This is a genomic window from Sphingobium sp. Leaf26, from assembly GCF_001421665.1.
GTDB lineage: Bacteria > Pseudomonadota > Alphaproteobacteria > Sphingomonadales > Sphingomonadaceae > Sphingobium.
The window spans coordinates 900149-921770 of the sequence record NZ_LMKV01000001.1; the positions used below are offsets into that span (position 1 = coordinate 900149).

Here is a 21622-nt window from a genome sequence, read left to right on the forward strand (position 1 = left end):
CCCCTTGAGCGCCGCTTGTATCTATGCGGCGTCTCTTGCTGCTGACGGGCATCGGCATAGGACTTTGCGGACACAGCGTCAAATCCCCGCGTACGGGGCTTTGTCCCGAATATCGACGTTTCGGGCGCAGAAGCTTCCGTCCGGCCTTTCTTGCGATGGGGGTCGCCTTGGTCTAACGCTGCCCCTATATCCGCTTTTTCACGATCATCTGGGACACTGCATGACCGCAACCATCGCCCTGGTGGATGACGACAAGAATATCCTGACTTCGGTGTCGATCGCGCTTCAGACCGAAGGGTTCATGACGCGCATCTATTCCGATCCCGAAGGTGCGCTGAAGGCGCTGCTGGACAATCCCGCCGACCTGGCCGTCTTCGATATCAAGATGCCCCGCATGGACGGCATCGAACTGCTGCGCCGCCTGCGCGAAAAGAGCCAGATGCCGGTCATTTTCCTGACGTCCAAGGCCGACGAGCTGGACGAGGCGCTGGGCCTGGCCATGGGCGCGGACGATTATATCGCCAAACCCTTTTCGCAACGGCTGCTGCTCGCCCGCATCCGCGCCATCCTGCGCCGCGCCGAAGTCAGCAGGACGCCCGACGCCCCCGACCAGCCTGTCGCCGACCCGATCATCCGTGGCCGGCTGGAAATGGACCCCGCCCGGCATCGGGTGAAATGGAACGGGCAGGACGTCACCCTGACCGTCACTGAATTTCTGATCCTGGAAACGCTTGCGCAGCGCCCCGGCGTGGTCAAGAACCGCAACCAGTTGATGGACGCCGCCTATCAGGACGACGTCTATGTCGACGACCGCACGATCGACAGCCATATCAAGCGACTGCGGCGCAAATTCCGCGAGGTGGATTCCGACTTCAATGCAATCGACACCCTCTATGGCGCCGGCTACCGATTCTCCGAAGAATGACTGCGCGCCGCTGTCGGTGCGCTGGTCGGGGCGATTGAGCCTCACGCCGCGCATTCTGGCGGTCAACGTATTCGCCCTCGCCTTGCTGGCAGGCGGATTCTTCTATCTCGACAGCTATCGCACCCGCATCGTCGACGACCGGCTGGAACAATCGGCGCGCGAACTGAAGCTGCTCGCCATCGGCCTGGAAAATGCCTCGGCCGACCGGCACAACGCGCTGATCGCCGCCTATTCGCGCCAGACCGGCGACCGGGTGCGGCGCTATGGCGCCAATGGCGCGCTGATCGCCGACAGCTTCACCATGGATGCGCCGCGCTATCGCCTGCGCTCACCGTCCGAAGAGGAATGGCAGCGCCATGTCGCGCGCTTCCTTGACAAGGCGGTGGACAAGATCGTCTCCGCCGACCGACCGCCCGACTTCGAGGAACCGACGGTCGATCGCGCCGATGCCTGGCCCGAAGTCGCGGTCGCGCGCAAGTCCGGCCAGCCGCAGGCGTTCAACCGCTACGCCCCTGACCGCACCTTCATGATCTCGGCCGCCGTCCCGGTGCGCGACGGAACCAGCCTGTTCGCGACGGAAAATGCCCGCGATATCACCCGCATCGTCCGGGCCGAACGACTGCGGCTGAGTATGGTACTGGCCGTCGCCGTGCTCGCCTCGGTGCTACTCTCGCTCTTCCTCGCCCGGACCATCGTCCGCCCGTTGCAGGGCCTCGCCCGTGCTGCCGTCCGCGTCCGGCTCGGCCGTGCGCGCGAAGTCACCGTGCCCCGCCTGCCCGAACGGCGCGACGAGATCGGCATGCTCGCCCGCGCCCTGTCCGACATGAGCCTGGCGCTGCGCCAGCGGATCGACGCGACCGACGCCTTCGCCGCCGATGTCTCCCATGAACTCAAGAACCCGATCGCTTCGCTGCGTTCCGCGCTCGACGCGCTCGACCGGGTGGATCGCCCGGACCTGCGCGAACAGTTGATGGCGATCGCGCAGGACGATGTCCGCCGCCTCGACCGGCTCGTCACCGACATTGCCGAAGCCTCGCGCGTCGACGCCGAACTCTCCCGCACCCGGTTCGAGCCGATCGATCTTGGCCTGCTCATCGAAAAGATGGTCATCGCCCGTGAGGCGCGCGGCGTACCGCGCAGCGTCCGTCTCGCCTTCGCCCGCCCGCGCAAGGATGTCGCGGTGGTGCTGGGGGAGGAAGGCCGGCTGATCCGCGTGCTCGACAACCTCATCGACAACGCCATCTCCTTCTCGCCCGAAGGCGGCCTGGTCCAGATCATCGCCACCGTCGCCGACGATCAGGTGCTGGTCAGCGTGGAGGATGAAGGCCCCGGCGTTCCGCCATCGGAGCGCGAGCATATCTTCCGCCGCTTCCACAGCGTCCGGCCGGAAGGCGAGACGTTCGGCAAACATTCAGGGCTGGGCCTCGCGATCGCACGCTCGATCGTGGAGGGGCATCAGGGCAAGATCGCGATCGGCGATCGCGAAGATGCGCAGAACGGCGCCCGCTTCGTCGTCCGCCTGCCCATGGCGGTGGAGCGCGATCCGGGCATCGTTTCGGAATAGGACGGCGGGTCGCCCGCCAAAACCATAGCCATCCCCTGCAACTCAGGTTAGAAGGATCGCCAAGGGGTTATGGCGCGCGCACTTTCATCAGAGACGCTGCATGCAACGAGCGTGGCCATTGATGGCCGCGTCATATTGCTGCGCGGGCCAAGCGGCAGCGGCAAGTCCGACCTTGCCCTGCGCCTGATCGACCGTGGCGCCGCCCTGGTCAGCGACGATTACACCTTGATCAAGCGCATCCACGGCCGGCTGGTCGCCACCGCGCCGGACACGATCCGGGGCCAGATGGAGGTGCGCGGCATCGGCATCGTCGCCATGGCGGCGCTTACCGACGCACCCGTCGCCCTGATCGCCGACCTGTTCGATCCGGTCGATCGCATGCCGCTGGAGCCGGTCCATCGCACCGTCGCCGGCATCGCCGTGCCGGTGGTGAAGATTGCCCCGTTCGAAGCCTCCGCGCCGATCAAGGTCGAACTGGCGCTCCGCACACTGGGGCTGGACCCGGCATGACCCCGCCCAAGACCATACTCCTGCTGTCCGGCCTGTCCGGCGCGGGCAAGACCACCGCGCTCAAGACGCTGGAGGATATGGGCTGGGAGGTCGTCGACAACCTCCCCCTGGTCCTGCTCGACCGGCTGCTCGACACGCCCCTGCCGGCCGGCCATGCCGGGGCTGACGAAAGACCGCTAGCGCTGGGCATCGACGCCCGCACCCGCGATTTCGACGCCAACGCCATCGTCCAGCGCATCCGGGCGATGCGCGAACGCCATGGTCATGACATCGACACGCTCTTCCTCGATTGTTCGGACGCCGAACTGGAGCGCCGCTTCGCCGAGACGCGCCGCCGCCACCCGCTCGCGCTCGATCGCCCGGCCGCTGACGGCATCGCGCGCGAACGGGAACTGACCGAACCGCTGCGCCGCTGGGCGACCCAGGTGATCGACACCACCAGCTTCACCAGCAATGCGCTGCAACAGGAAATCCGCAGCCGCTTTTCGCGCGAACGGCTGTCGGACCCGGTGCTGACCATCCTGTCCTTCGGCTTTTCACGCGGGGTGCCGCGCAATGCCGACCTGATGTTCGACATGCGCTTCCTCCGCAACCCGCATTGGGACGCCGACCTGAGGCCGAAAACGGGCTTGGACCCGCAAGTCGCCGCCTATATCGCGCAGGACCCCGCCTATGAGGAAGGGGTCGGCAAGATCGAGGATCTGCTCACCACCCTGCTGCCCCGCTATTCGGAGGGCGGAAAAGCCTATATCACCGTCGCGTTCGGCTGTACGGGGGGCAAGCACCGCTCCGTCCATGTCGCCGATCGTGTCGCGAAACACTTGCAAGAGGCCGGCTTTTCGCCCACCATCTTGCACCGCAATATTGAATCGACGCCCCAGGATGGTCTGGAGAAGCGTCGTCCGGGAGGCCCGAAAGCATAATCATGACAAAGGTGGGCCGCGAAAACAGATGATCGGACTCGTACTCGTCACCCATGGGTCGCTGGCGACCGAATTCGTCGTGGCCATGGAACATGTGGTCGGGCCTCAGCAGCAGATCGAAACCATCTGCATCGGGCCTGAAGACGACATGGAATTGCGCCGCGCGGATATTGCGACGGCGGTCGCCCGCGTGAACAGCGGATCTGGCGTGATCCTGCTGACCGACCTGTTCGGCGGCACGCCCTCCAACCTCGCCATCTCCCTGCTGAAAGCGGGCGAGATCGAAGTGATCGCCGGCATCAACCTGCCCATGCTCATCCGTCTGGAAAGCGCGCGCAAGGTGATGGACGTGCGCGCGGCGGTTGCTGCCGCGCGCGAAGCCGGGCAGAAATATATCAGCGTAGCGTCGGAACTGTTGGGCAGCACCACATGAACGAAATCAGCCAGTTAGTCCGTATCAGCAACAAGCGCGGCCTCCACGCCCGCGCCAGCGCCAAATTCGTGACCCTGGCTAGCGGCCTGCCCTCCGACATCGTCGTCAGCAAGGACGGCAACCATGTCACCGGCACGTCGATCATGGGCCTGATGATGCTGGGCGCGGCCATGGGCGACCATATCACGATCAAGGCCACCGGCCCCGAAGCCATCGATTCCCTGGGCAAGCTGGTCGGCCTGGTCGAGGACAAATTCGGGGAAGAGTGACCCCCCTTTCCCCTCTACCCCGGCTGCGCAGCCTGGGTAGCTTGTTGCCTGATCGCAGCGGTAGGAGGGGGAGCGAGCCCAGGAAAAAATGACCCATTCTCGCTGTTAGCCACCAGGCATAGACCATCCTTCCAAAACAGGATTGCGCCTGATCTCATCCGGCTGCAATGGATCCGACAGCGCCCTCCCCATCCTGCTCCTGCCCGCGCAGCCTTTGCATCACGCGTGGGTTCTGGCGAGCGCATCCGCCCCATATTGCCGTGCAACGGTGTGGACCTGGGCCGTCGCATCTTCGGCCGCGTCGGCCGACTCGCCGGACGAGGACGATCCGGCCAGCACATAGCCACGCCCATTGCTCGAAACCCCGGTCGCCGGGCAAGAAATGCGCAGTGCAGCAACCCGTTTCTGCAACAAGCCGTCCCGCCACATCCCAATGCTTGCAGCCCCCGCCCATTTGCGCCAGCAGGCGGGAAGAGCAAAAATTTTGGGGAGCGATACGATCATGAGTTGGACACGCCGCAAGCCGATGGAGGCGATGACACCCAGGGAGGCAGGCCATCAGATGGCCCGCACCTTGTCCTGGCCGCATCTGCTTGCGCTGGGCGTCGGCGCGATCGTGGGCACCGGCATCCTCACGCTGATCGGCGTAGGCGCGGATCGGGCCGGTCCCGCCGTGTTGCTCTCCTTCGCCATTGCCGGCGCGATCTGCGCCTGCGCCGCGCTGGCCTATGCCGAACTCTCCACCATGATGCCGGCCGCGGGCAGCGCCTACAGCTACTCCTATGTCGTACTGGGCGAAGGCATCGCCTGGATCGTGGGCTGGTCGCTGATCCTGGAATATAGCCTGGTCGTATCGACCGTGGCGGTCGGCTGGTCGGGCTATGCCGCGCCGCTGCTGACGCCGCTGGGCTTCCCCGAATGGCTGACGCAAGGGCCGGAACTGGGCGGCCTCATCAACCTGCCCGCCATCTTCATCATCGCCGTGGTCGCGGGGCTGCTGATGTTCGGCACGCGGGAAAGCGCACGCCTCAACACCATCCTTGTCCTGATCAAGATCGCCACGCTCAGCCTGTTCGTCTGGGTCGCCCTGCCCGCTTTCGACGCACAGAATCTCGAACCCTTCATGCCCTTCGGCTTCGCCAAACATATGGGACCGGACGGGATCGAGCGTGGCGTGATGGCGGCGGCCGCGATCATCTTCTTCGCCTTCTACGGCTTCGACGCCATTTCGACGGCAGCGGAGGAAGCCAAGAACCCCGACCGCGACCTTGCCATCGGCATCGTCGGATCGCTGATCGTCTGCACGCTGATCTACGTCCTTGTCGCCGCCGCCGCGATCGGCGCCCTGCCCTTCACCCGTTTTGCCGACAGCCCCGAACCGCTGGCGCTGATCCTGCGGGAAATGGGGCAGGGCAGCATCGCCCGCATCGTCGCCATCGCCGCCGTGATCGCCCTGCCCACCGTGCTGCTCGGCTTCCTCTACGGCCAGAGCCGCATCTTCCTGGTCATGGCGCGCGACGGCTTCCTGCCGCAATCGCTGGCCCGCATTTCGAAGCGCGGCACGCCCGCGCGCATCACCATCGTCACCGCGATCCTGGTGTCGATCATCGCGGGTGTCCTGCCGATCGATGAAATCGCGGCGCTCGCCAATGCCGGCACGCTGATCGCCTTTACCGCCGTAGGCCTCTGCCTCCTCGTCCTGCGCAAGCGCGCGCCTGATTTGCGCCGCCCTTTCCGCACGCCTGCGGCATGGGTGGTGGGCATCGGCGCGGTCGCCGGCTGCGCCTATCTCTTCCTCAGCCTGCCGATGAAGACGATCATCGCCTGCGCCATCTGGAATGCGATTGGGTTGGGGGTGTACTTCCTCTATGGGCAGAGACGAGCAACTGTCGCAGGGTAAGGAAGCTGGAATTGAGTGCCATATTAAGCATCATGCTGGCCGCGACACTTGTTCCCGCAATGCCTGCAAAGACATCTGGAGCTTGGTTAAGCGACAGGGACTATCCGTCAGGCGCATTGCGGCGAAAGGAAGAAGGGCCGGTCGCTTTTTCCCTCCTGATTGCTCCAAACGGGCGCGTCGCGAATTGTATAATCACTGCAACCAGTGGGTCTGCGGAGTTGGACGAACAGACTTGCGCCATGATGGCTTCACGCATCCGCTTCAAACCGGCGATGGATGAAAATGCCGGTGCAACCTACGGCTCTTATAAAGGGGGGCTGTTCTGGCGCCTTCCCGGCTCTCAAAGTCGCCCATCATATCGCTATGCGCCACCCGTTGATCTGACCTTACAAGTCAAGCGCTTGCCGGGCGGAGCGCAAGAGGAGAGCGTATCGCTCATTACGAAGCTCGACCCATCAGGTCACATTACCATTTGCGAACCATTCAAACCCGACAAATCATCCGCAAAGCTGATCGAAGTCGCATGCCAGCAAGCAAAGGAAGCCTATACTTCGCTGGCCGCCGACGCTGAAGGCCGGCCAGTGCCGGTGGTTCGGCACCTCATAGTCAAGTTCCAGGTCGCATCGGAATAGCCCCGGACTCGCCTTTTCGCTCCATCCCCACTACATGCGCGGCCATGGGACGTTTTTCGAAGATGCATGGCCTGGGCAACGATTTCGTCGTGATCGACGCGCGCGAAAGCGCGATCGACATGACAGAGGCGCGCGCCCGCGCCATCGCCGATCGCCATGCCGGGATCGGCTGCGACCAGTTGATCCTCATCGGCAGTGCCGATGACGCCGATGTGTCGATGCAGATCTTCAACGCCGACGGCAGCGAAGTCGAAGCCTGCGGCAACGCGACCCGCTGCGTCCCCCTGTTCGTCGGCCGCGACGTGCTGATCCGCACCAAGGCGGGCCTGCTCGACGCGAAGGCCGTCGATGGCGGCGCCAGCGTCGACATGGGCGCACCGCGCTTCGACTGGGACGCGATCCCGCTCGCCTACCCCATGGACACGCTGACCATGGGCGCCAGTTGGGAAGACCTGCCTGCCCCCGCCGCCGTCAATGTCGGCAACCCGCATGTGATCTTCTTCGTGGATGATCTCGACGCCGTCGATTTCGATCGGCTCGGTCCGCTGATCGAACATGACCCGCTCTTTCCCGCCCGCGTGAACGTGAACTTCGCGCAAGTCACAGGCGAAAACCAAATCCGGCTGGTCGTCTGGGAACGCGGCGCCGGCCTGACCCGCGCCTGCGGCACCGGCGCCTGCGCCACCGCCGTCGCCGCCATCCGTCGGAAACTCATGACCGGCCCCGTCACCGTCAGCCTGCCGGGCGGCGACCTTGTCATCGACTGGGCGCCCGGTGGCAGCATCCAGATGACCGGCCCCGCCACCCATGTCTTCTATGGTGAGGCCGACTGGTCCCGCTTCTGATGCCCGGCCCCGACATCATCACCATGGGCTGTCGCCTCAACATCGCGGAGAGCGAGGCGATACGCGACATGGCGGCGGGGCAAGACGACCTGATCGTCGTCAATAGCTGCGCCGTGACCGCCGAAGCGGTGCGCCAGACCCGGCAGGCGATCCGCCGCGCCAAACGCGATCGCCCCGACGCTCGCATCCTCGTCACCGGCTGCGCCGCCCAGACCGAGCCCCAGACCTTCGCCGCCATGGTCGAAGTCGATGGCGTGATCGGCAACCGGGAGAAGATGGAGGCGAGCGCCTTCGCCCCCCTGGCGGAGAAGGTCCGCGTCTCCGACATCATGGCCGTGCGCGACACCGCGCCGCACATGGCGTCCGCCTTTGCCGACCATGCCCGCGCGTTTCTGGAGGTGCAGAATGGCTGCGATCATCGCTGTACCTTCTGCATCATCCCCTATGGCCGGGGGAACAGTCGCTCCGTACCCGCAGGCGCGGTGGTGGAGAAGGCGCAGCAGTTGGTCGATGCAGGCTATCAGGAAATCGTGCTGACCGGCGTGGACGTCACCAGCTACGGCCCGGACCTGCCCGGCAGCCCGTCACTCGGCCTTCTGATCGAACGTATCCTCAAGGGGGTGCCGAACCTCCCCCGTTTACGCTTGTCCTCGATCGACAGCGTGGAGATAGACGAGCGACTCTTCGACCTCATCGCCCACGAACCGCGCATGATGCCCCATCTGCATTTGTCGTTGCAGGCTGGCGACGACATGATCCTCAAACGCATGAAGCGCCGCCACAGCCGCGCCGACGCCGTTGCTGTCGTACAGCGCGTCAAGGCCGCCCGCCCTGGCATCAGCATCGGCGCCGACATCATCGCCGGCTTCCCCACCGAAGATGAGGCGATGTTCGAAAACAGCCGGCTGCTGGTGGATGAATGCGACATCGTCCACGGCCATATCTTCCCCTATTCGCACCGCGCCGGCACGCCCGCCGCCCGCATGCCGCAGGTCGACCGCACGACGATCAAGGCTCGCGCCGCGCGCCTGCGGGACGTCTGCGCCACGCGCCGCGAAGGCTGGCTGCGCAGCCTGATCGGCACCACCCAATCGGTGCTGGTCGAACGCAGCGGCATCAGCGGCCATGCCGAAAATTTCGCGCCGGTGCGCTTCGCATCGGCGCAAGTCCCCTCCTCCATCGTCCGTGCCACCATCACGGGCCTTGAGAATGGCTCTCTGATCGCGCAAGAGGCAGCATAATGACTGATACCGGCACCAGCTGGCGCGACCGTCTCTTCGGCGGACTGAAGCGCACGTCCGACAGGCTCGGCGACAATCTCACCGGCCTTTTCTCCAAGGCCGCCCTCGACGCGCAGACCCTTGATGAGATCGAGGAAGCGCTGATCATGTCCGACCTTGGCCCCGCCATGGCCGCGCGCGTGCGCGAACGGCTGGCCGAAGGACGCTATAGCAAGGAACTGACCGAGGAATATCTGCGGGAAATCATCGCTGAGGAAATCGAGAAGACCCTTGCTCCAGTCGCCCGCCCGCTGGAGATCGAAGCCTTCCCGCGCCCGCAGGTCATATTGGTGATCGGCGTCAACGGCTCGGGCAAGACCACCACCATCGCCAAGCTAGCCAATAATTTCCTGGAGCAGGATTATGGCGTGATGCTGGCGGCAGGCGACACGTTCCGCGCGGCCGCCATCGGCCAGCTCAAGGTCTGGGCCGAGCGGCTGGGCATCCCCATCGTCGCGGGCAAAGAAGGCGGCGACGCAGCCGGAATCGTGTTCGACGCGGTCAAACAGGCGACCGAAACCGGTATCGACGTGCTGATCGTCGACACTGCCGGGCGGCTCCACAATAAGACCGAACTGATGGACGAACTGGCCAAGGTGCGTCGGGTACTGGGCCGATTGAACCCGGCCGCCCCGCACGACGTTGTGCTGGTTCTGGATGCCACCACGGGACAGAATGCGTTGAACCAGATCGAAGTCTTCAAGGAAACCGCGCAGGTGACGGGGCTGGTCATGACCAAGCTCGATGGCACCGCGCGCGGCGGCGTGCTGGTCGCGGCGGCGGAGAAGTTCCGCCTACCCATTCATGCCATTGGCGTAGGTGAAAAGATCGAGGATCTGCGCCCGTTCGATCCGGGTGACATGGCCCGCGCGATTGCAGGGACGGCCTATGCCCGCTGACAGCAAATCCGCCGCCAAGCCAGCGCATAACGGCACACTTTCGCTCGCACTCGACTTCGGGCCGCTGCTGGTCTTCTTCCTGACCTACAAGGGTGCGGGCTGGATATGGGGCGCCGGCAATCCGATCACCGCCATGACGTTCGGCACCGCCGCCTTCATGATATCGATCGTGATCGCAGTCATCATATCGAAGGTGAAACTAGGCCGCGTGTCGCCCATGCTCTGGCTGTCGGCGCTGCTGATCCTCTTCTTCGGCGGCCTCACCATCTATTTCCATGATCAAAGCTTCATCCAGATCAAGCCGACGATCATCTACACTTTCTTCGCCTTCATGCTGTTCGCCGGCCTGCTGCGCGGCCAGCCCTTGCTCAAATATCTGCTTCAGGCCGCCTATGACGGGCTGACGCATGAAGGCTGGCTGAAATTGTCGCGCAACTGGGCACTGTTTTTCGTCGCCATGGCCATCGCGAACGAGGTGATGCGCCGGTCCATGACGTTCGACACCTGGCTGGCGGTCAAGGTTTGGGGCGTGACCATCGTGTCGGTCGTCTTTGCGGCTTCGAACATCCCGATGCTGATGCGGCACGGCCTGACGCTGGGCGATAGTCTGGACAGCGACGAGGTGGGCGAAACCACGCCACCGCAGGGCTAAGCCGAAACGTCAAACCCTACAGTTGGCGTCCGGTTTCTGCAATCGTTTCGCAATAGGCACATATTGGTTTTCTTGGGCGTTGGGTGCGCATATGGGAAGCGACGGAGGCGTCTACGCCCCGCATGGACCATATGATCAACCGGCTGCGCCCCCGTCATGCGCGGCCGCCCCATAACGAAACCGAGGAGTTCCGCCATGGCCTTTGTTCTGCCCGATCTTCCCTACGCCAAGGACGCCTTCGGCGACATCCTGTCGGTCGAAACCTTCGACTTCCACCATGGCAAGCATCACAATGCCTATGTCGTGAAGGCCAATGAACTGGTCTCCGCCGATGCTTCGCTTCAGGGCAAGTCGCTCATCGAACTGATCAAGACCGCCAAGGGCGGTCTATTCAACCAGGTCGGCCAAATCTGGAACCACACCTTCTACTGGAACTCGCTGTCGCCGGTGAAGACCGCGCCGACCGGCGAACTGCTCGCCAAGATCGAGGAAGCCTTCGGTTCGGTCGATGCGCTGATCGAAAAGCTGAAGGCGGAGGCCGTCGGCCATTTCGCCAGCGGCTGGGCTGCGCTGATCCTGAAGGATGGCAAGCTGGAAGTGACCAGCTATCATGACGCCGACACCCCCGTCGCGCATGAAGGCCATGCGCCGCTGCTCATCCTCGATGTGTGGGAACATGCCTATTATATCGACTATCGCAACCTGCGCCCGGCCTATGCCGAAAAGCTGCTGAAGGAAGCGATCAACTGGGACTTCGCGGCCCAGAATCTGGACGGTGAAGGCGCCAGCCGCGCCGACCAGCCGGCCTGACAAGCCTGATAAAAAGGGGGCTGGCTGCATTCGTTGCAGCCAGCCCCCTTTTTTGTACCCGTCGTCGGGCGAACAATCGCCGTCAGGCCGCTTCGAGTTGCGTGACGAACTGGTCCGCCGCCCGCTGCAATATCTGCGCTGTCTGCGACAGGCTGGACGCCGCACTCGACACCCGGCCGGACAGGCTTTCCGTGTCGCGCGCCACATCCGCCACATCGCCCATCTGGCGTGTCATGCTGGCGGCGTCCTGCGCGGTGTCCCGCGCCGATTCTCCGATAGCACTGGTCGCATCCCGCTGATCGGCGACCGCCCGCTGGATTTCATGGGCCGCGCCCGCCAGTTGCTCCACGACGCCTGCCACTTCGGACAGCGCCTCACGCGCGACCCCGGCACCTTCGCGCGCCGACCAGGCAAGGGCGTGGATTTCGCCAGTCGCATTGGCGGTCTGGCCGGCCAGTTGCTTCACCTCACCCGCCACGACTGCAAAGCCCCGGCCGACATCCCCGGCTCGCGCCGCCTCGATCGTGGCGTTGAGCGCCAGCAGGTTGGTACGCGCGGCAATCTCGGTGATCGACTCCGCGAAACTGGTGATGGAGGTGGTACGCCCCTCCAGTTCATGCACGGCCTCATGGCCCGTGGTCGACACCCGCTGCGCCTCGCCACCCAGCACGGCCTGCTGGTGCGACGCCGAAGCGATCGCCGCGATCGATTCCGACAATTGTTCGATCCGCCGCGCCAGCATCGTGGCGTTGGCGGACGATTGTTCGGCGATTGCCACCGTCTCCTCCGTACCCGCGCTGGCGCGCTGGGCGAGTTGATTGAGTTGCCGCGCGGAATCGTCCAGTTCTTGCGCCGCTGCGCCCACCGATCCGACGATCTCCGATACCGACTGCCGAAAATCCTGCACCAGTGCCAAAGTCGCCGAGCGTCGGTCCTCAGCCATGCGGGCTTTTTCCGCTTCCTGCTGGGTGCGCAACTGCGCAGCGCGCGCGTCCATATTCCGGCTGGCGGCCATCGCCGCTTCGGCAGCATCGCGCCCCTCTTCCGCCTCCTTCGCCAGCGCGCCCGCTTGCAGCACATGGCCATCGAGCGCCAGCAGCATCGTCCGTAACCGAAGCGTCAGATAGCAAAGCACCGCTGCCTGCAACACAACGGCGACGGCATGAATCGCCACCCGGCCGACACCGGCCTGATCGGGAAAGACCCAAGCGGGCAGCATGAAATTGAGGATCAGATGATGCACGGCCGTCAATGTCGCAGCCAGAATGATCGGCCGCCAGTCATAGAGCAGCGTCAGGCCGGCCAGCGCTACGAAAAAGAACATATGGCCATCCATCTGCCAGCCGTGGCCGGACAAAAGATAGAGGCCAATCGCTGGCTGGACCGTCGCCAGCGTTCCTACAGCCAGCCGCGTCTCCAGATCTTCGCGCTGGCGCATCACCTGAATGGTGGGTAGCACATTGACGAGCGCGGACAGGAACAAAGCCCGGCCGCCATGCTGCACGCCCAGAAACAGGCCACCCAGCCCGATCGCAACCGTCCACCACCAGTTGGCGAACAACAATATGCGCAGGCCCTGCAACCGCAGCCGATCCAGACTGGTCATGGCGCTCATCAGGCAGGCTCCCCGCAACCACCTATCTGCGCCGACAAGGCGATCACGCCCCGTCGCAGCAGTGCGGGCGCCAATGCATCCCGTTCACCTTCAACCAGCAGCGAGCCGGGCCATGGCCCTTTGGCGACCAGTCGCGCCCCGGTCGCCACAGCGACGGGTGCGACAGCGGCTTTCGCTTCCTCGGTCAGGGGCAGTAGCAGCATCCGTCCACTGGCAGGGGGAACGGCATAGAGGCCGAGCAAACCGAAAATGGCGAGAGTGCATTGCGCGGCCAGAGGCAGGCCGCATCGAAAGGACGCGAGGAAAGGCATTGCGTCCGATTAGGCGGGATTGGTAAGAATAATATTAAGGATGAGATTCAACGTTCAGGCCCAGCGCCTCGGTCAGTTCGTCCAGATCGGTTCCCGGCCGGATCAGCAGCCAGTCGCGGCTGGCCGCGCCATCGACCACCGTGACAGCGCCCTTGGGGCAAACGCCCAGGCAATTGACTTCCAGTATCCCCGCCGCCGCCTTGCGTCCTTTTTTCAACGACAGATGCTTGCGCATCGCCTTTGCCAGCCGCTCGCCTCCGCCCGGCCCGAAGCCGCCATCCAGCTTCTTGGAACATTTGCGGCAGATCAACACCACATTGGACCAGTTGGAGCGCACCTGATCCTTCAATCCACCGCTCCCCTTGGCTTCCATGTCCGTCGCTCCTCAGCCGCGCGCAACACCTCATAGGCCGCCTGGATCGCCTGGAAACGCACCGCGGCATCGCTGTCGCCGGGCTTCACGTCGGGATGATATTCCTTGGCCAGCCGCCGCCAACTCTTCTTCACCGCGTCGAACCCGGCGTCATCCTCCAGTTCCAACGCCTTGAGCGCATGCAGTTCGTCACGCGACCGGCTGCCGTCGCCCGGCCCGCCCCAGCCATGATAGGCGCTGGACTGATAACCGCCAGCATCGCGCCGCTCGGCCTTTTCCCGCGACGCGCGTTCTTCGTCGTCCAGCCCCTGAAAATAATCCCAGTTGCGGTTATATTCGCCCGCATGTTCGGGGCAGAAATACCAGCGCTCCGGGCTGTTGGGAGATTTGGGCGCGGGGCAGTCGCCCGGCTGGTCGCAACCATAACGGTCGCACATACGCACGCGCTGCGCCTCACGCGCCGCCCCATAGGCACGCCAGCGGGGAAAGCCCCAGTCATTGGATCGGCTGTTTCTTGCCATTGTCCCGAATTAGGGAAGGTGTGGCCGGAAAGCCAGCCCAGCCGCCGATTTTTGCGGCGGGAAATGCCAGAGGGCCTGTAAGCCGGGTTCTGTCCACTCCTTTCGGAGATAGGCGACCATTCCTCTAGGGAACGGATTGCTCCGTTCCTCAAGCAACCAACCCGGACGATCTCGGTCGAAACAGACCTAGCGAGTTGCCCATTTCTGGACAAAACGCGCGCCGCCCCTATTCGGTCTTGCTCCCGGTGGGGTTTACCGTGCCGCCTTGCGTTGCCGCAGACGCGGTGCGCTCTTACCGCACCCTTTCAATTTCACCCGACCGAAGTCTTAGGGCCGAAGCCTTGGGCGACCTGCTTTCTGTTGCACTGTCCCTTGGATCACTCCAGCCGGTCGTTAACCGGCACCGTCATTTCGTGGAGCCCGGACTTTCCTCGCCGTGGAAGTTACCCGCCACGCCGCAGCCGCCCGGCCCTCTGGCAGGACGGCCCTTAGACCGATTTTTCGGCCTCGTCATCCCGCTTATTCATCCCCACGGGGTTTGGGCAAAAGCAGGGCCAGCAGGATGGCGCGACATTCGCCGCAGATCACCCCGTCGATCAGTTCCGGCCGAAAACGGCGCTGGAAAGCGACCACCGCCGCCTTGGGATCGGCAATGTCATAGCCGAAACGTTCGAGTGCCAGCATGAAACCGCTGTCGGTCCATTGCGGGTCCATCAGATTCCTGGTCGGGCGGGGCAGCGCCAGCCTCAGGCGCGCCAGTTGCCCCCAGGGGAAGAGTTCGCCCGGATCCTGCTTGCGGGCCGGCGCGATATCGCTGTGCCCGACGATATTGCCGCGCGTGATCTTGTGTCGCTGGACGATGGCATGCACCAGCGGGATCAGCGACCCCATCTGGGTTTCCGGAAAGGGGCGATAACCCCATTCATGGCCGGGATTGACGATCTCTATGCCGATGCTGGCGGAGTTGACGTCGTCCACGCCGCGCCAATGCGATCGGCCTGCATGCCAGGCGCGCTTGGCTTCATCGACCATGCGAATGACCTGACCATCTTCGGTCACGACATAGTGCGCCGACACTTTCGATTCCGGATTGGCGAGCCAGTTGATGGCGCTCGCCGCATCGGGCATGCCGGTATAATGTAGTACCAGCATCGTGACAGGCAGGCTGCGGTCGTCGAAATTGGGCGACGGCGTGTCGATCATCGGCATGTCGGTCATCGAAAAAGGCCAGTCACTTGCAGCGGCTCGATCATCGCACCCTTCCGGTCCGCCCCTGTGGCGACCTGCCCATGACAATGGCCGAGACGGGCGCAGCAATCAAGCAGGGTTAATGCGGATGAAGGTGCCTCAACCGGCGCGCCGCACTGATCCACCAGCGCAATGGGCCATCAACGCCTTTGACGCATAGCCACCGCGAAAATCGGGATGGGGCAGAAAATCGTCCCCCTGGCCGATCACCGTCTCGCCCGCCCCAAGGAGCAGGACCGATCCGGCATGACTGTGCCGGCCGAGCAGGCGCAATACGGCCCCGCGCCGCTCAGGCGTGAAGTAGAGCAGCACGTTGCGGCACAGCAGCAGGTCATATTCGCCGGACGGCGCACGCGGATCGAACAGATTGTCGCGCCGGAAGTCGATCATCCGGCGCAGTTCGGGATTGGCCCGCCAATCCTCGCCATGCGGTTCAAACCATTTGATGAGGTCGCCGACCGCCAGACCGCGCTGAACATCCATCTGTGAAAAGATGCCCGAACGCGCCTGTTCGATCGCCGCCGTTGAAATATCGGTCGCCAATATCTCGATTCGCCATCCCTGCCAGCGCTCGGCATCGTTGCGCAGCCGGATGGCCAGCGAATAGGCCTCCTGCCCGGTCGAGCAGCCGGCACTCCAGATACGCAACGTCCGGTCCTGCCGTTCTTCCCGTATGCGCGGCAGGATCTGGCGATGGATCATGTCGAAAATCTGGAGATCGCGGAAGAAGCTGCTCTCATTGTTGAGCAATGCGTTGACCACATCCTCGTCCAGCCGGGGATCGCGCTTGCGCAACAATGTCGCAGCCAGATCGTCGATCGTCTGGAACCCGTGTGCGCGCAAGACCGGGCGCAACGCGGTTTCCATCCGCCACGCACGCCCTTCCGACAACACCTGGCCGGTGCGCGCTTCCAGCAATCCGGACAGGATACGGGCGGCTCCCTGAAAAGCGGCAGCACCTTCGGGTGGAAGCGGCATCAGGCGGCAACCTTGCCGCGGCGGGCAACGAAATTCATGATCGCCAGCGGCTCCATCACCCCACATGTCAGCCCTGCGCCGGCCACCGAGCCCGGCATGCCCCATACGACGCTGCTCGCTTCATCCTGTGCGACGACCCAACCGCCGGCGGCCACGATCTCGCGCGCACCCAGCGTGCCGTCGCGCCCCATGCCGGTCAGGACGATACCCACCGCACCAGCGCCATAAATCTCCGCCATGCTGGCAAACATCGGGTCGACGCCGGGCAAATTCCCCGCCGACGTCCGCTCGGGGTTGAGCAGAATCACCACCCGTCCATGCAGGCTGCGGCGTAGCTGGATATTGGCATCGCCCGGCGCGACATAGATGGTATCGGGCTCCAGCACATCGCCGGTTTCGGCCACCTTCACCTTCAGGCTGGTCATGCGCGACAATTGCTGCGCAAAATAGACCGTGAAGCTGGCGGGTAAATGCTGAGTCAGCAGTACCGGCACGCCCAATGGCGCCGCCAGCCCCTGAAACAACTGACCCAGTGCGTGAATACCACCGGTAGAGGCACCGATCCCGATACAGGCGAGTGGCGCACCGGCTGCATCGACTCCCACTGGCGGCGTCACGCGCGGCAACGGCGCCGCCGCAGGCCGATCCCCGAACAGACGGTTCAATCGATCGATCAGGGCCTGGGGGAATTGTTCGCCGAAACTGCCGCTCCCCGGCTTGGAGACGATGTCGCTGGCGCCCAGCGCCAGTGCCTCGATCGCCGCGGCACTACCTTCCTCGCATTTGCCGGACAGGATCGCGACCTTGACGGAGGGATTGGCACGCAGAATTTGCGGCAACGCAGCCAGACCGCTCTGTCCCGGCAATTCGATGTCGAGCAGCACCAGATCGACGACATGGTCCACCAGATAGCCCAGCGCATGTTCGGCACTGTTGGTCTTGTGGACGACGCTATAACCCGGATCGGAATTCAGAATCCGTTCGATCACCGTCCGCACGACGACCGAATCATCGACGACCAGCGCACGCACGACGGGGCGTGCATCGCCATGGCTGGTCATTATCGGCATCATCGCGGTCATCACGGGGCTCTCTGCGCGGAAGGATCAACGTAAAATCGGCGGTACTCCTGGATCAGCGGACAATCTGGCCGCTAGATCACCCCGACGATCGCCAGCTTGCTCTCCAGCGTTTCCCGGTCGAACGGCTTCATCACATATTCGTCGGCCCCTGCCTCGACCGCAGCCTTGATATGACTGATGCCATTTTCGGTGGTGCAGAAGATGATCTTGGGCCGCGCCGCCATCTTGGCGCTCGACAGCGCCTGAAGGAATTCCATCCCGCTCATGACCGGCATGTTCCAGTCGAGCAGCACGACGTCGGGGGGCGAAGCCTCGCACTGGGTCAGCGCGTCCTGCCCGTCCACCGCTTCGCTCACCGTCAGGTCCAGCGATTCGAGTATATGGCGTGCCACCTTGCGGATGACCTTCGAGTCGTCGACGACCAGGCAATTCTTCATGAAGCGTCCCTTAGATTTATGCGTCCCGTTTCGTCGGGCTTAACCAGCAAAGGCGAGGATTTGGTAAACAAGCTTGGGCATATCAGGCGGCCTGTGCGAGCGCCCCGCCCTCGATGAAGGCGGCAAGCGACACAAGCAGCCAGGGATGCCCCTCATGCTCCACCAGTGCGCGCGCATAAGGCGCCCAGGCCGGATCGAGTTGACCGCGCAGTGGCAGAGCGCCGTCCGGTACGCGGCAAATATCCGATACCCCATCGACCATCAGGCCATAGCTATGGCCACTGATATTCGCGATGATCGCCAATCCGCGCTGCTCGACCGGCGTTGCTTGCCCGCGAATCAAGGCTGCAACGTCGACGATCGTGAGCACCCGGCTGCGCAGAGCGGACAAGCCGGCAATATGCGCGCCCATGCCGGGGACGGGCGATACCTCGGTCAGGCGGACGACTGCCTCCACCTCCCCGGTTTCTACCGCAATCCGCGTGCCAGCCAGCGTGGCAAGAAGATAGAGCTGATCCATAGGCTTCTTCCTTACCCCCGCCGGCCGGCGATCGCCGCCATCAACGCATCCTGATCGTAGCGGTAGATGCTGCCATCCTGCGGCCCGGCGGGTCGGGGCGACGCGCGCAGATGGACGACGCGGCATCCCATGATTTCCGCCGCCTGCATCGCATCGGCCTCTGTGCAGAGCACCACATCTTCCGGATCGACCAGGCTGTCTCCAGGCAGGCCCAGCAGAACTTCATGTCCCGCCTGCCGCAGCAGCGGCGCCAATATCTCGCGCGTCCACCCGTCATTGCTGTCGGCCAACAGGCAGCGTCCCCGCACGCGCTCGACCATTGCCTCCTCAGGCAAGGCAGCGAACAAAGCGAAGGGGTTGATCACCTCCAGATGCTCGCCCTCGATCACCGCGACGCCACTCAGCATACCGTGCATCGCCACCATGTCCGGTACGGCGGGCATCTGGACGATATCCAGCACAGCCGCGACCGGATAGCAGGCTTCGCGCCGATCGTCGCGGAGGCGCAACGCTGATACCTTGCCCCGGTCAAACTGCGACAGACCGTTGGCCACCGGCACCAGACGCCCGTCAAGCCGCACGAAAGCGCGTCCACCCGACCGGCCGAAAAGACCGGCATCGATATCCTCGACCCGCTCGATCAGCGACAATTTCAGCAGGCGCCGCTCGCCCGAAAGTTCCTCGAAACGCAGGGCGGCAACCATTTCCACGCCGGTTTGCGCAACGGCCGCCTCTTCCTGCTGTCGTGCCGCCCGATCGTCGATGATGTTGGGCAGACGCGCGGCATTGGCCAGGCCCGCCGCATCCAGCAGCAGCATCGGCTTACCATTGTCGGGCAGCGTCATGCCGGCATAAACGCCCGTCGCCATCACCAGCGGCGAAGCAGGACGGATCACCAGTTCCTCATGATTGTCGACCGTCGATACACCCATGGCGAAGGGCACGCCGGTCGCCGAACGCACCACCATGATCGCGCGCGGTCCCTGCTGCGCCGGCTTTTCCATGCCCAGCACATCCTCCAGATCGACCATGGAATGACGGACGGCGCGGATCGTCGCGATCTTCGCGCCGCCGACCTCACTGATATGCAAAGTCTCATTATTGTCGTGCAGTATCTCGACCACCGCCGCGCGCGGAATGGCGAAATGCTGGCCGCCGGCACGCACGATCAGGCCAGGGATGATGGTCAGGGTCAGCGGCACACGCAGCGTGATGCACAGCCCCTGCCCCGGCTGGTTATCCAGCGCGATGACGCCGCCGATCCGCTCCACATTGGCGCGAACCACATCCATGCCGACGCCACGGCCGGAAATAGCCGTCACCTTGCTGGCGGTCGACAAGCCCGCGTGGAAAATAAGGTCGAGCTTGTCCTGTTCCGACATGCGGGCAGCGGCATCGGGCGTCAGGCGCCCGGCCGCGATCGCCTTGTCCACGAGCCGCGCCGTGTCGATGCCGGCGCCGTCATCGGCGATGGCGATAACGATCTGGTTGCCCGACTGACGCGCCTCCAGCCGCAGCCGACCGACTTCAGGCTTGCCGGCCGCCCGGCGCTTCTCGGGCGTCTCGATACCATGGTCGATGCTGTTGCGCACGATATGGGTGAGGGGGTCCACGACCATCTCCACCATTTCGCGGTCCATCTCGACGTCGCCGCCCTCCAGGCTGAGGTCGATCCGCTTGCCCAGGTCCCGCCCCAGATCGCGCACCATGCGCGGGATCGCCGCGAACAGGCGGTCGACGCGCTGCATCCGGGTCTTGGAAATCACGTCGCGCATGTCGGCAACGCAGGTCGACAACCGCTCGAACACATTGTCCAGTTCGGGATCGGCCGACCGCTCGCGCAGCTTGCGCGACAATTCATTGCGCGCCAGCACCATGTCCGACACGCCGTTCATCAACTGGTCGATCAGGCTGAGCGGCAGGCGAATGGTACGTGGCCCAGATTGCGCCCCGCCGGATCGCGCCATCGCGACGGGCGCGACCTCGACCACCTGCTCTGGCTCTTCGCCCCGCGCGCTCAGCGCCCCGATCAGGAAATCGTCGTTCTCGCTCGGCAGCGCCGCGCCAATCGCCACCGCCTCGGTCAGTTCACCGATCCGGTCCATGATACCCAGGACGGCACTGACGGTTGCAGGATCAGGACGACGGTTGCCGGCGCGAATGTCCGACAGCACATCCTCGGCGGCATGGCTCAGCCGCTCGAAACGCGGCAGGTTGAGAAAGCCGCAACTACCCTTCACCGTATGGAAGAAGCGAAAGATCGCGTCCAGCCGGTCCCGGTCCGATGGATCGGCTTCCCAGGCGACGACTTCGCCTGCAAGAGCCTCCAGCGTCTCCTGGGTCTCGGATATGAATTCCTGTAGTAGCTCGTCCATTCCCTCAAGGCCCCAAGGCTGCGCGCTTCGGCACCATTGCGGCCGCATAGTTAAGGGGCCGTTAAAGCTGCGGTGAACAGCGAAATGGAGCAAAGAAAAGGGCGCCGCGGAAAACCGCGACGCCCCTGAAAGCCTGGCTATGGTGCCGTTGCTTACTGATGCTTCTCGACGGCGTCGGCGGCCTTTTCACCAGCTTCGCGCGTCGCATCGGCCTTGTTTTCCAGAGCATCGGCTGCGTTTTCAGCCGCATTTTCTGCATTGCCGCTCAGATTGTCAGCCATCGCTTCCATATTGTCGGCCTGGTTGTCGATCGCATCCGCCTTATTCTCGTATGCGTTCTCGACCTTGTTTTCCTTGGCGGAATCGCACGCGGAAAGTGCGACAAGGCTGGCAAGGCCCAATACTGCGACGAAAGTTTTCACGGCGTTATCTCCTGTTGCGCCCCCTCAGGGCATACATCATTTAGCACCGGGCCGGGACGGCTTTTGCCACCTCAAACCCTGACGCGGATCAACCGGCC

At 64.0% G+C, this 21622-nt stretch carries 25 protein-coding genes and 1 other RNA gene; 13 read left to right on the top strand and 13 right to left on the bottom strand.

Annotated elements, in window-relative coordinates:
* Positions 1–220: 220 nt before the first annotated feature.
* From ASE85_RS04355 to ASE85_RS04380, 6 genes are all read left to right on the top strand, one after another.
* Positions 221–925 (top strand): response regulator transcription factor, encoded by a 705-nt coding sequence (locus tag ASE85_RS04355; RefSeq protein ID WP_056683910.1) that lies wholly within the window; start codon positions 221–223, stop codon positions 923–925.
* Positions 894–2489 carry a sensor histidine kinase gene (locus ASE85_RS04360; RefSeq protein WP_056683914.1) on the top strand — a complete coding sequence of 532 codons (1596 nt, stop codon included), beginning with the start codon at positions 894–896 and terminating at the stop codon, positions 2487–2489. The genes ASE85_RS04355 and ASE85_RS04360 overlap by 32 nt, the downstream gene beginning before the upstream one ends.
* A gap of 69 nt (positions 2490–2558) precedes the next feature.
* Positions 2559–2999, top strand: a complete 441-nt coding sequence (locus ASE85_RS04365; protein ID WP_056683917.1) for an HPr kinase/phosphorylase — start codon at positions 2559–2561, stop codon at positions 2997–2999.
* On the top strand, positions 2996–3922 hold the full coding sequence (rapZ, locus tag ASE85_RS04370) for an RNase adapter RapZ (RefSeq protein ID WP_056683920.1): 927 nt from the start codon (positions 2996–2998) through the stop codon (positions 3920–3922). Before ASE85_RS04365 ends, rapZ begins: the two co-directional genes overlap by 4 nt.
* Positions 3923–3950: 28 nt before the next feature.
* On the top strand, positions 3951–4355 hold the full coding sequence (locus ASE85_RS04375; RefSeq protein WP_056683923.1) for a PTS sugar transporter subunit IIA: 405 nt from the start codon (positions 3951–3953) through the stop codon (positions 4353–4355).
* On the top strand, positions 4352–4624 hold the full coding sequence (locus ASE85_RS04380) for an HPr family phosphocarrier protein (RefSeq protein ID WP_056683926.1): 273 nt from the start codon (positions 4352–4354) through the stop codon (positions 4622–4624). The genes ASE85_RS04375 and ASE85_RS04380 overlap by 4 nt, the downstream gene beginning before the upstream one ends.
* 219 nt (positions 4625–4843) lie before the next feature.
* Here ASE85_RS04380 and ASE85_RS04385 read toward each other — a convergent pair whose 3' ends face one another.
* Complete coding sequence (locus tag ASE85_RS04385; RefSeq protein ID WP_156358188.1) at positions 4844–5035, bottom strand: hypothetical protein; 192 nt, start codon at positions 5033–5035, stop codon at positions 4844–4846.
* 91 nt (positions 5036–5126) lie between these two features.
* Between ASE85_RS04385 and ASE85_RS04390 the strand changes: the two genes are divergently transcribed.
* The 7 genes from ASE85_RS04390 (at position 5127) to ASE85_RS04415 (ending at position 11642) form a co-directional block, all read left to right on the top strand.
* Positions 5127–6524: an amino acid permease gene (locus ASE85_RS04390; protein ID WP_056683931.1), complete on the top strand. Its 1398-nt coding sequence runs from the start codon at positions 5127–5129 to the stop codon at positions 6522–6524.
* A gap of 59 nt (positions 6525–6583) precedes the next feature.
* The gene (locus tag ASE85_RS23690) at positions 6584–7156 is read left to right on the top strand and encodes an energy transducer TonB (RefSeq protein ID WP_268795115.1); all 573 of its coding nucleotides are present in this window, start codon (positions 6584–6586) and stop codon (positions 7154–7156) included.
* A gap of 44 nt (positions 7157–7200) precedes the next feature.
* On the top strand, positions 7201–8001 hold the full coding sequence (dapF, locus tag ASE85_RS04395) for a diaminopimelate epimerase (protein WP_056683933.1): 801 nt from the start codon (positions 7201–7203) through the stop codon (positions 7999–8001).
* Positions 8001–9242: a tRNA (N(6)-L-threonylcarbamoyladenosine(37)-C(2))-methylthiotransferase MtaB gene (gene mtaB, locus ASE85_RS04400; protein ID WP_056683937.1), complete on the top strand. Its 1242-nt coding sequence runs from the start codon at positions 8001–8003 to the stop codon at positions 9240–9242. The genes dapF and mtaB overlap by 1 nt, the downstream gene beginning before the upstream one ends.
* Entirely contained in the window at positions 9242–10180 is a 939-nt protein-coding gene (gene ftsY, locus ASE85_RS04405; protein ID WP_056683940.1) for a signal recognition particle-docking protein FtsY, read from the top strand. Before mtaB ends, ftsY begins: the two co-directional genes overlap by 1 nt.
* On the top strand, positions 10170–10832 hold the full coding sequence (gene ispZ, locus ASE85_RS04410; protein WP_056683942.1) for a septation protein IspZ: 663 nt from the start codon (positions 10170–10172) through the stop codon (positions 10830–10832). The genes ftsY and ispZ overlap by 11 nt, the downstream gene beginning before the upstream one ends.
* Positions 10833–11027: 195 nt before the next feature.
* A complete protein-coding gene (locus ASE85_RS04415) occupies positions 11028–11642 on the top strand; it encodes a superoxide dismutase (protein WP_056683944.1) in 615 nt (204 codons plus the stop codon).
* Positions 11643–11724: 82 nt separating this feature from the next.
* On the opposite strand, the gene ASE85_RS04420 is transcribed toward ASE85_RS04415, so the two are convergent.
* From ASE85_RS04420 to ASE85_RS04470, 12 genes are all read right to left on the bottom strand, one after another.
* Positions 11725–13257, bottom strand: coding sequence for a methyl-accepting chemotaxis protein (locus tag ASE85_RS04420; protein ID WP_056683947.1), 1533 nt, complete (start codon positions 13255–13257; stop codon positions 11725–11727).
* Positions 13257–13568 (bottom strand): hypothetical protein, encoded by a 312-nt coding sequence (locus ASE85_RS04425; RefSeq protein ID WP_056683951.1) that lies wholly within the window; start codon positions 13566–13568, stop codon positions 13257–13259. The genes ASE85_RS04420 and ASE85_RS04425 overlap by 1 nt, the downstream gene beginning before the upstream one ends.
* A 34-nt stretch (positions 13569–13602) precedes the next feature.
* A complete protein-coding gene (locus ASE85_RS04430) occupies positions 13603–13941 on the bottom strand; it encodes a hypothetical protein (protein ID WP_056683953.1) in 339 nt (112 codons plus the stop codon).
* Positions 13914–14462: a J domain-containing protein gene (locus ASE85_RS04435; RefSeq protein WP_056683956.1), complete on the bottom strand. Its 549-nt coding sequence runs from the start codon at positions 14460–14462 to the stop codon at positions 13914–13916. The genes ASE85_RS04430 and ASE85_RS04435 overlap by 28 nt, the downstream gene beginning before the upstream one ends.
* A gap of 62 nt (positions 14463–14524) precedes the next feature.
* Positions 14525–14939, bottom strand: an RNA gene (gene rnpB / locus ASE85_RS04645) — RNase P RNA component class A.
* 42 nt (positions 14940–14981) lie between these two features.
* Complete coding sequence (locus ASE85_RS04440; protein ID WP_056683959.1) at positions 14982–15680, bottom strand: N-acetylmuramoyl-L-alanine amidase; 699 nt, start codon at positions 15678–15680, stop codon at positions 14982–14984.
* Between the two features lie 129 nt (positions 15681–15809).
* Positions 15810–16688: a CheR family methyltransferase gene (locus tag ASE85_RS04445; RefSeq protein ID WP_056683962.1), complete on the bottom strand. Its 879-nt coding sequence runs from the start codon at positions 16686–16688 to the stop codon at positions 15810–15812.
* On the bottom strand, positions 16688–17770 hold the full coding sequence (locus ASE85_RS04450) for a chemotaxis protein CheB (protein WP_056683965.1): 1083 nt from the start codon (positions 17768–17770) through the stop codon (positions 16688–16690). Before ASE85_RS04450 ends, ASE85_RS04445 begins: the two co-directional genes overlap by 1 nt.
* 71 nt (positions 17771–17841) lie before the next feature.
* A complete protein-coding gene (locus tag ASE85_RS04455) occupies positions 17842–18207 on the bottom strand; it encodes a response regulator (protein ID WP_056683968.1) in 366 nt (121 codons plus the stop codon).
* 82 nt (positions 18208–18289) lie between these two features.
* Positions 18290–18727: a chemotaxis protein CheW gene (locus tag ASE85_RS04460; RefSeq protein ID WP_056683971.1), complete on the bottom strand. Its 438-nt coding sequence runs from the start codon at positions 18725–18727 to the stop codon at positions 18290–18292.
* A gap of 11 nt (positions 18728–18738) precedes the next feature.
* Positions 18739–21102, bottom strand: a complete 2364-nt coding sequence (locus ASE85_RS04465) for a chemotaxis protein CheA (protein WP_056683974.1) — start codon at positions 21100–21102, stop codon at positions 18739–18741.
* A gap of 152 nt (positions 21103–21254) precedes the next feature.
* Positions 21255–21524 carry a hypothetical protein gene (locus ASE85_RS04470; RefSeq protein WP_056683983.1) on the bottom strand — a complete coding sequence of 90 codons (270 nt, stop codon included), beginning with the start codon at positions 21522–21524 and terminating at the stop codon, positions 21255–21257.
* Positions 21525–21622 lie beyond the last annotated feature (98 nt).

Coding starts and splice junctions, on each gene's coding strand:
- ASE85_RS04430 (WP_056683953.1), bottom strand. CDS start 13,941: ATGGAAGCCAAGGGGAGCGGTGGATTGAAGGATCAGGTGCGCTCCAAC.
- ASE85_RS04390 (WP_056683931.1), top strand. CDS start 5,127: ATGAGTTGGACACGCCGCAAGCCGATGGAGGCGATGACACCCAGGGAG.
- ftsY (WP_056683940.1), top strand. CDS start 9,242: ATGACTGATACCGGCACCAGCTGGCGCGACCGTCTCTTCGGCGGACTG.
- ASE85_RS04380 (WP_056683926.1), top strand. CDS start 4,352: ATGAACGAAATCAGCCAGTTAGTCCGTATCAGCAACAAGCGCGGCCTC.
- ASE85_RS04375 (WP_056683923.1), top strand. CDS start 3,951: ATGATCGGACTCGTACTCGTCACCCATGGGTCGCTGGCGACCGAATTC.
- ASE85_RS04360 (WP_056683914.1), top strand. CDS start 894: ATGGCGCCGGCTACCGATTCTCCGAAGAATGACTGCGCGCCGCTGTCG.
- ASE85_RS04440 (WP_056683959.1), bottom strand. CDS start 15,680: ATGACCGACATGCCGATGATCGACACGCCGTCGCCCAATTTCGACGAC.
- ASE85_RS04445 (WP_056683962.1), bottom strand. CDS start 16,688: ATGCCGCTTCCACCCGAAGGTGCTGCCGCTTTTCAGGGAGCCGCCCGT.
- ASE85_RS04415 (WP_056683944.1), top strand. CDS start 11,028: ATGGCCTTTGTTCTGCCCGATCTTCCCTACGCCAAGGACGCCTTCGGC.
- rapZ (WP_056683920.1), top strand. CDS start 2,996: ATGACCCCGCCCAAGACCATACTCCTGCTGTCCGGCCTGTCCGGCGCG.
- ASE85_RS04455 (WP_056683968.1), bottom strand. CDS start 18,207: ATGAAGAATTGCCTGGTCGTCGACGACTCGAAGGTCATCCGCAAGGTG.
- ASE85_RS04365 (WP_056683917.1), top strand. CDS start 2,559: ATGGCGCGCGCACTTTCATCAGAGACGCTGCATGCAACGAGCGTGGCC.
- mtaB (WP_056683937.1), top strand. CDS start 8,001: ATGCCCGGCCCCGACATCATCACCATGGGCTGTCGCCTCAACATCGCG.
- ASE85_RS04465 (WP_056683974.1), bottom strand. CDS start 21,102: ATGGACGAGCTACTACAGGAATTCATATCCGAGACCCAGGAGACGCTG.
- ASE85_RS23690 (WP_268795115.1), top strand. CDS start 6,584: ATGCCTGCAAAGACATCTGGAGCTTGGTTAAGCGACAGGGACTATCCG.
- ispZ (WP_056683942.1), top strand. CDS start 10,170: ATGCCCGCTGACAGCAAATCCGCCGCCAAGCCAGCGCATAACGGCACA.
- ASE85_RS04420 (WP_056683947.1), bottom strand. CDS start 13,257: ATGAGCGCCATGACCAGTCTGGATCGGCTGCGGTTGCAGGGCCTGCGC.
- ASE85_RS04450 (WP_056683965.1), bottom strand. CDS start 17,770: ATGACCGCGATGATGCCGATAATGACCAGCCATGGCGATGCACGCCCC.
- dapF (WP_056683933.1), top strand. CDS start 7,201: ATGGGACGTTTTTCGAAGATGCATGGCCTGGGCAACGATTTCGTCGTG.
- ASE85_RS04425 (WP_056683951.1), bottom strand. CDS start 13,568: ATGCCTTTCCTCGCGTCCTTTCGATGCGGCCTGCCTCTGGCCGCGCAA.
- ASE85_RS04435 (WP_056683956.1), bottom strand. CDS start 14,462: ATGGCAAGAAACAGCCGATCCAATGACTGGGGCTTTCCCCGCTGGCGT.
- ASE85_RS04355 (WP_056683910.1), top strand. CDS start 221: ATGACCGCAACCATCGCCCTGGTGGATGACGACAAGAATATCCTGACT.
- ASE85_RS04460 (WP_056683971.1), bottom strand. CDS start 18,727: ATGGATCAGCTCTATCTTCTTGCCACGCTGGCTGGCACGCGGATTGCG.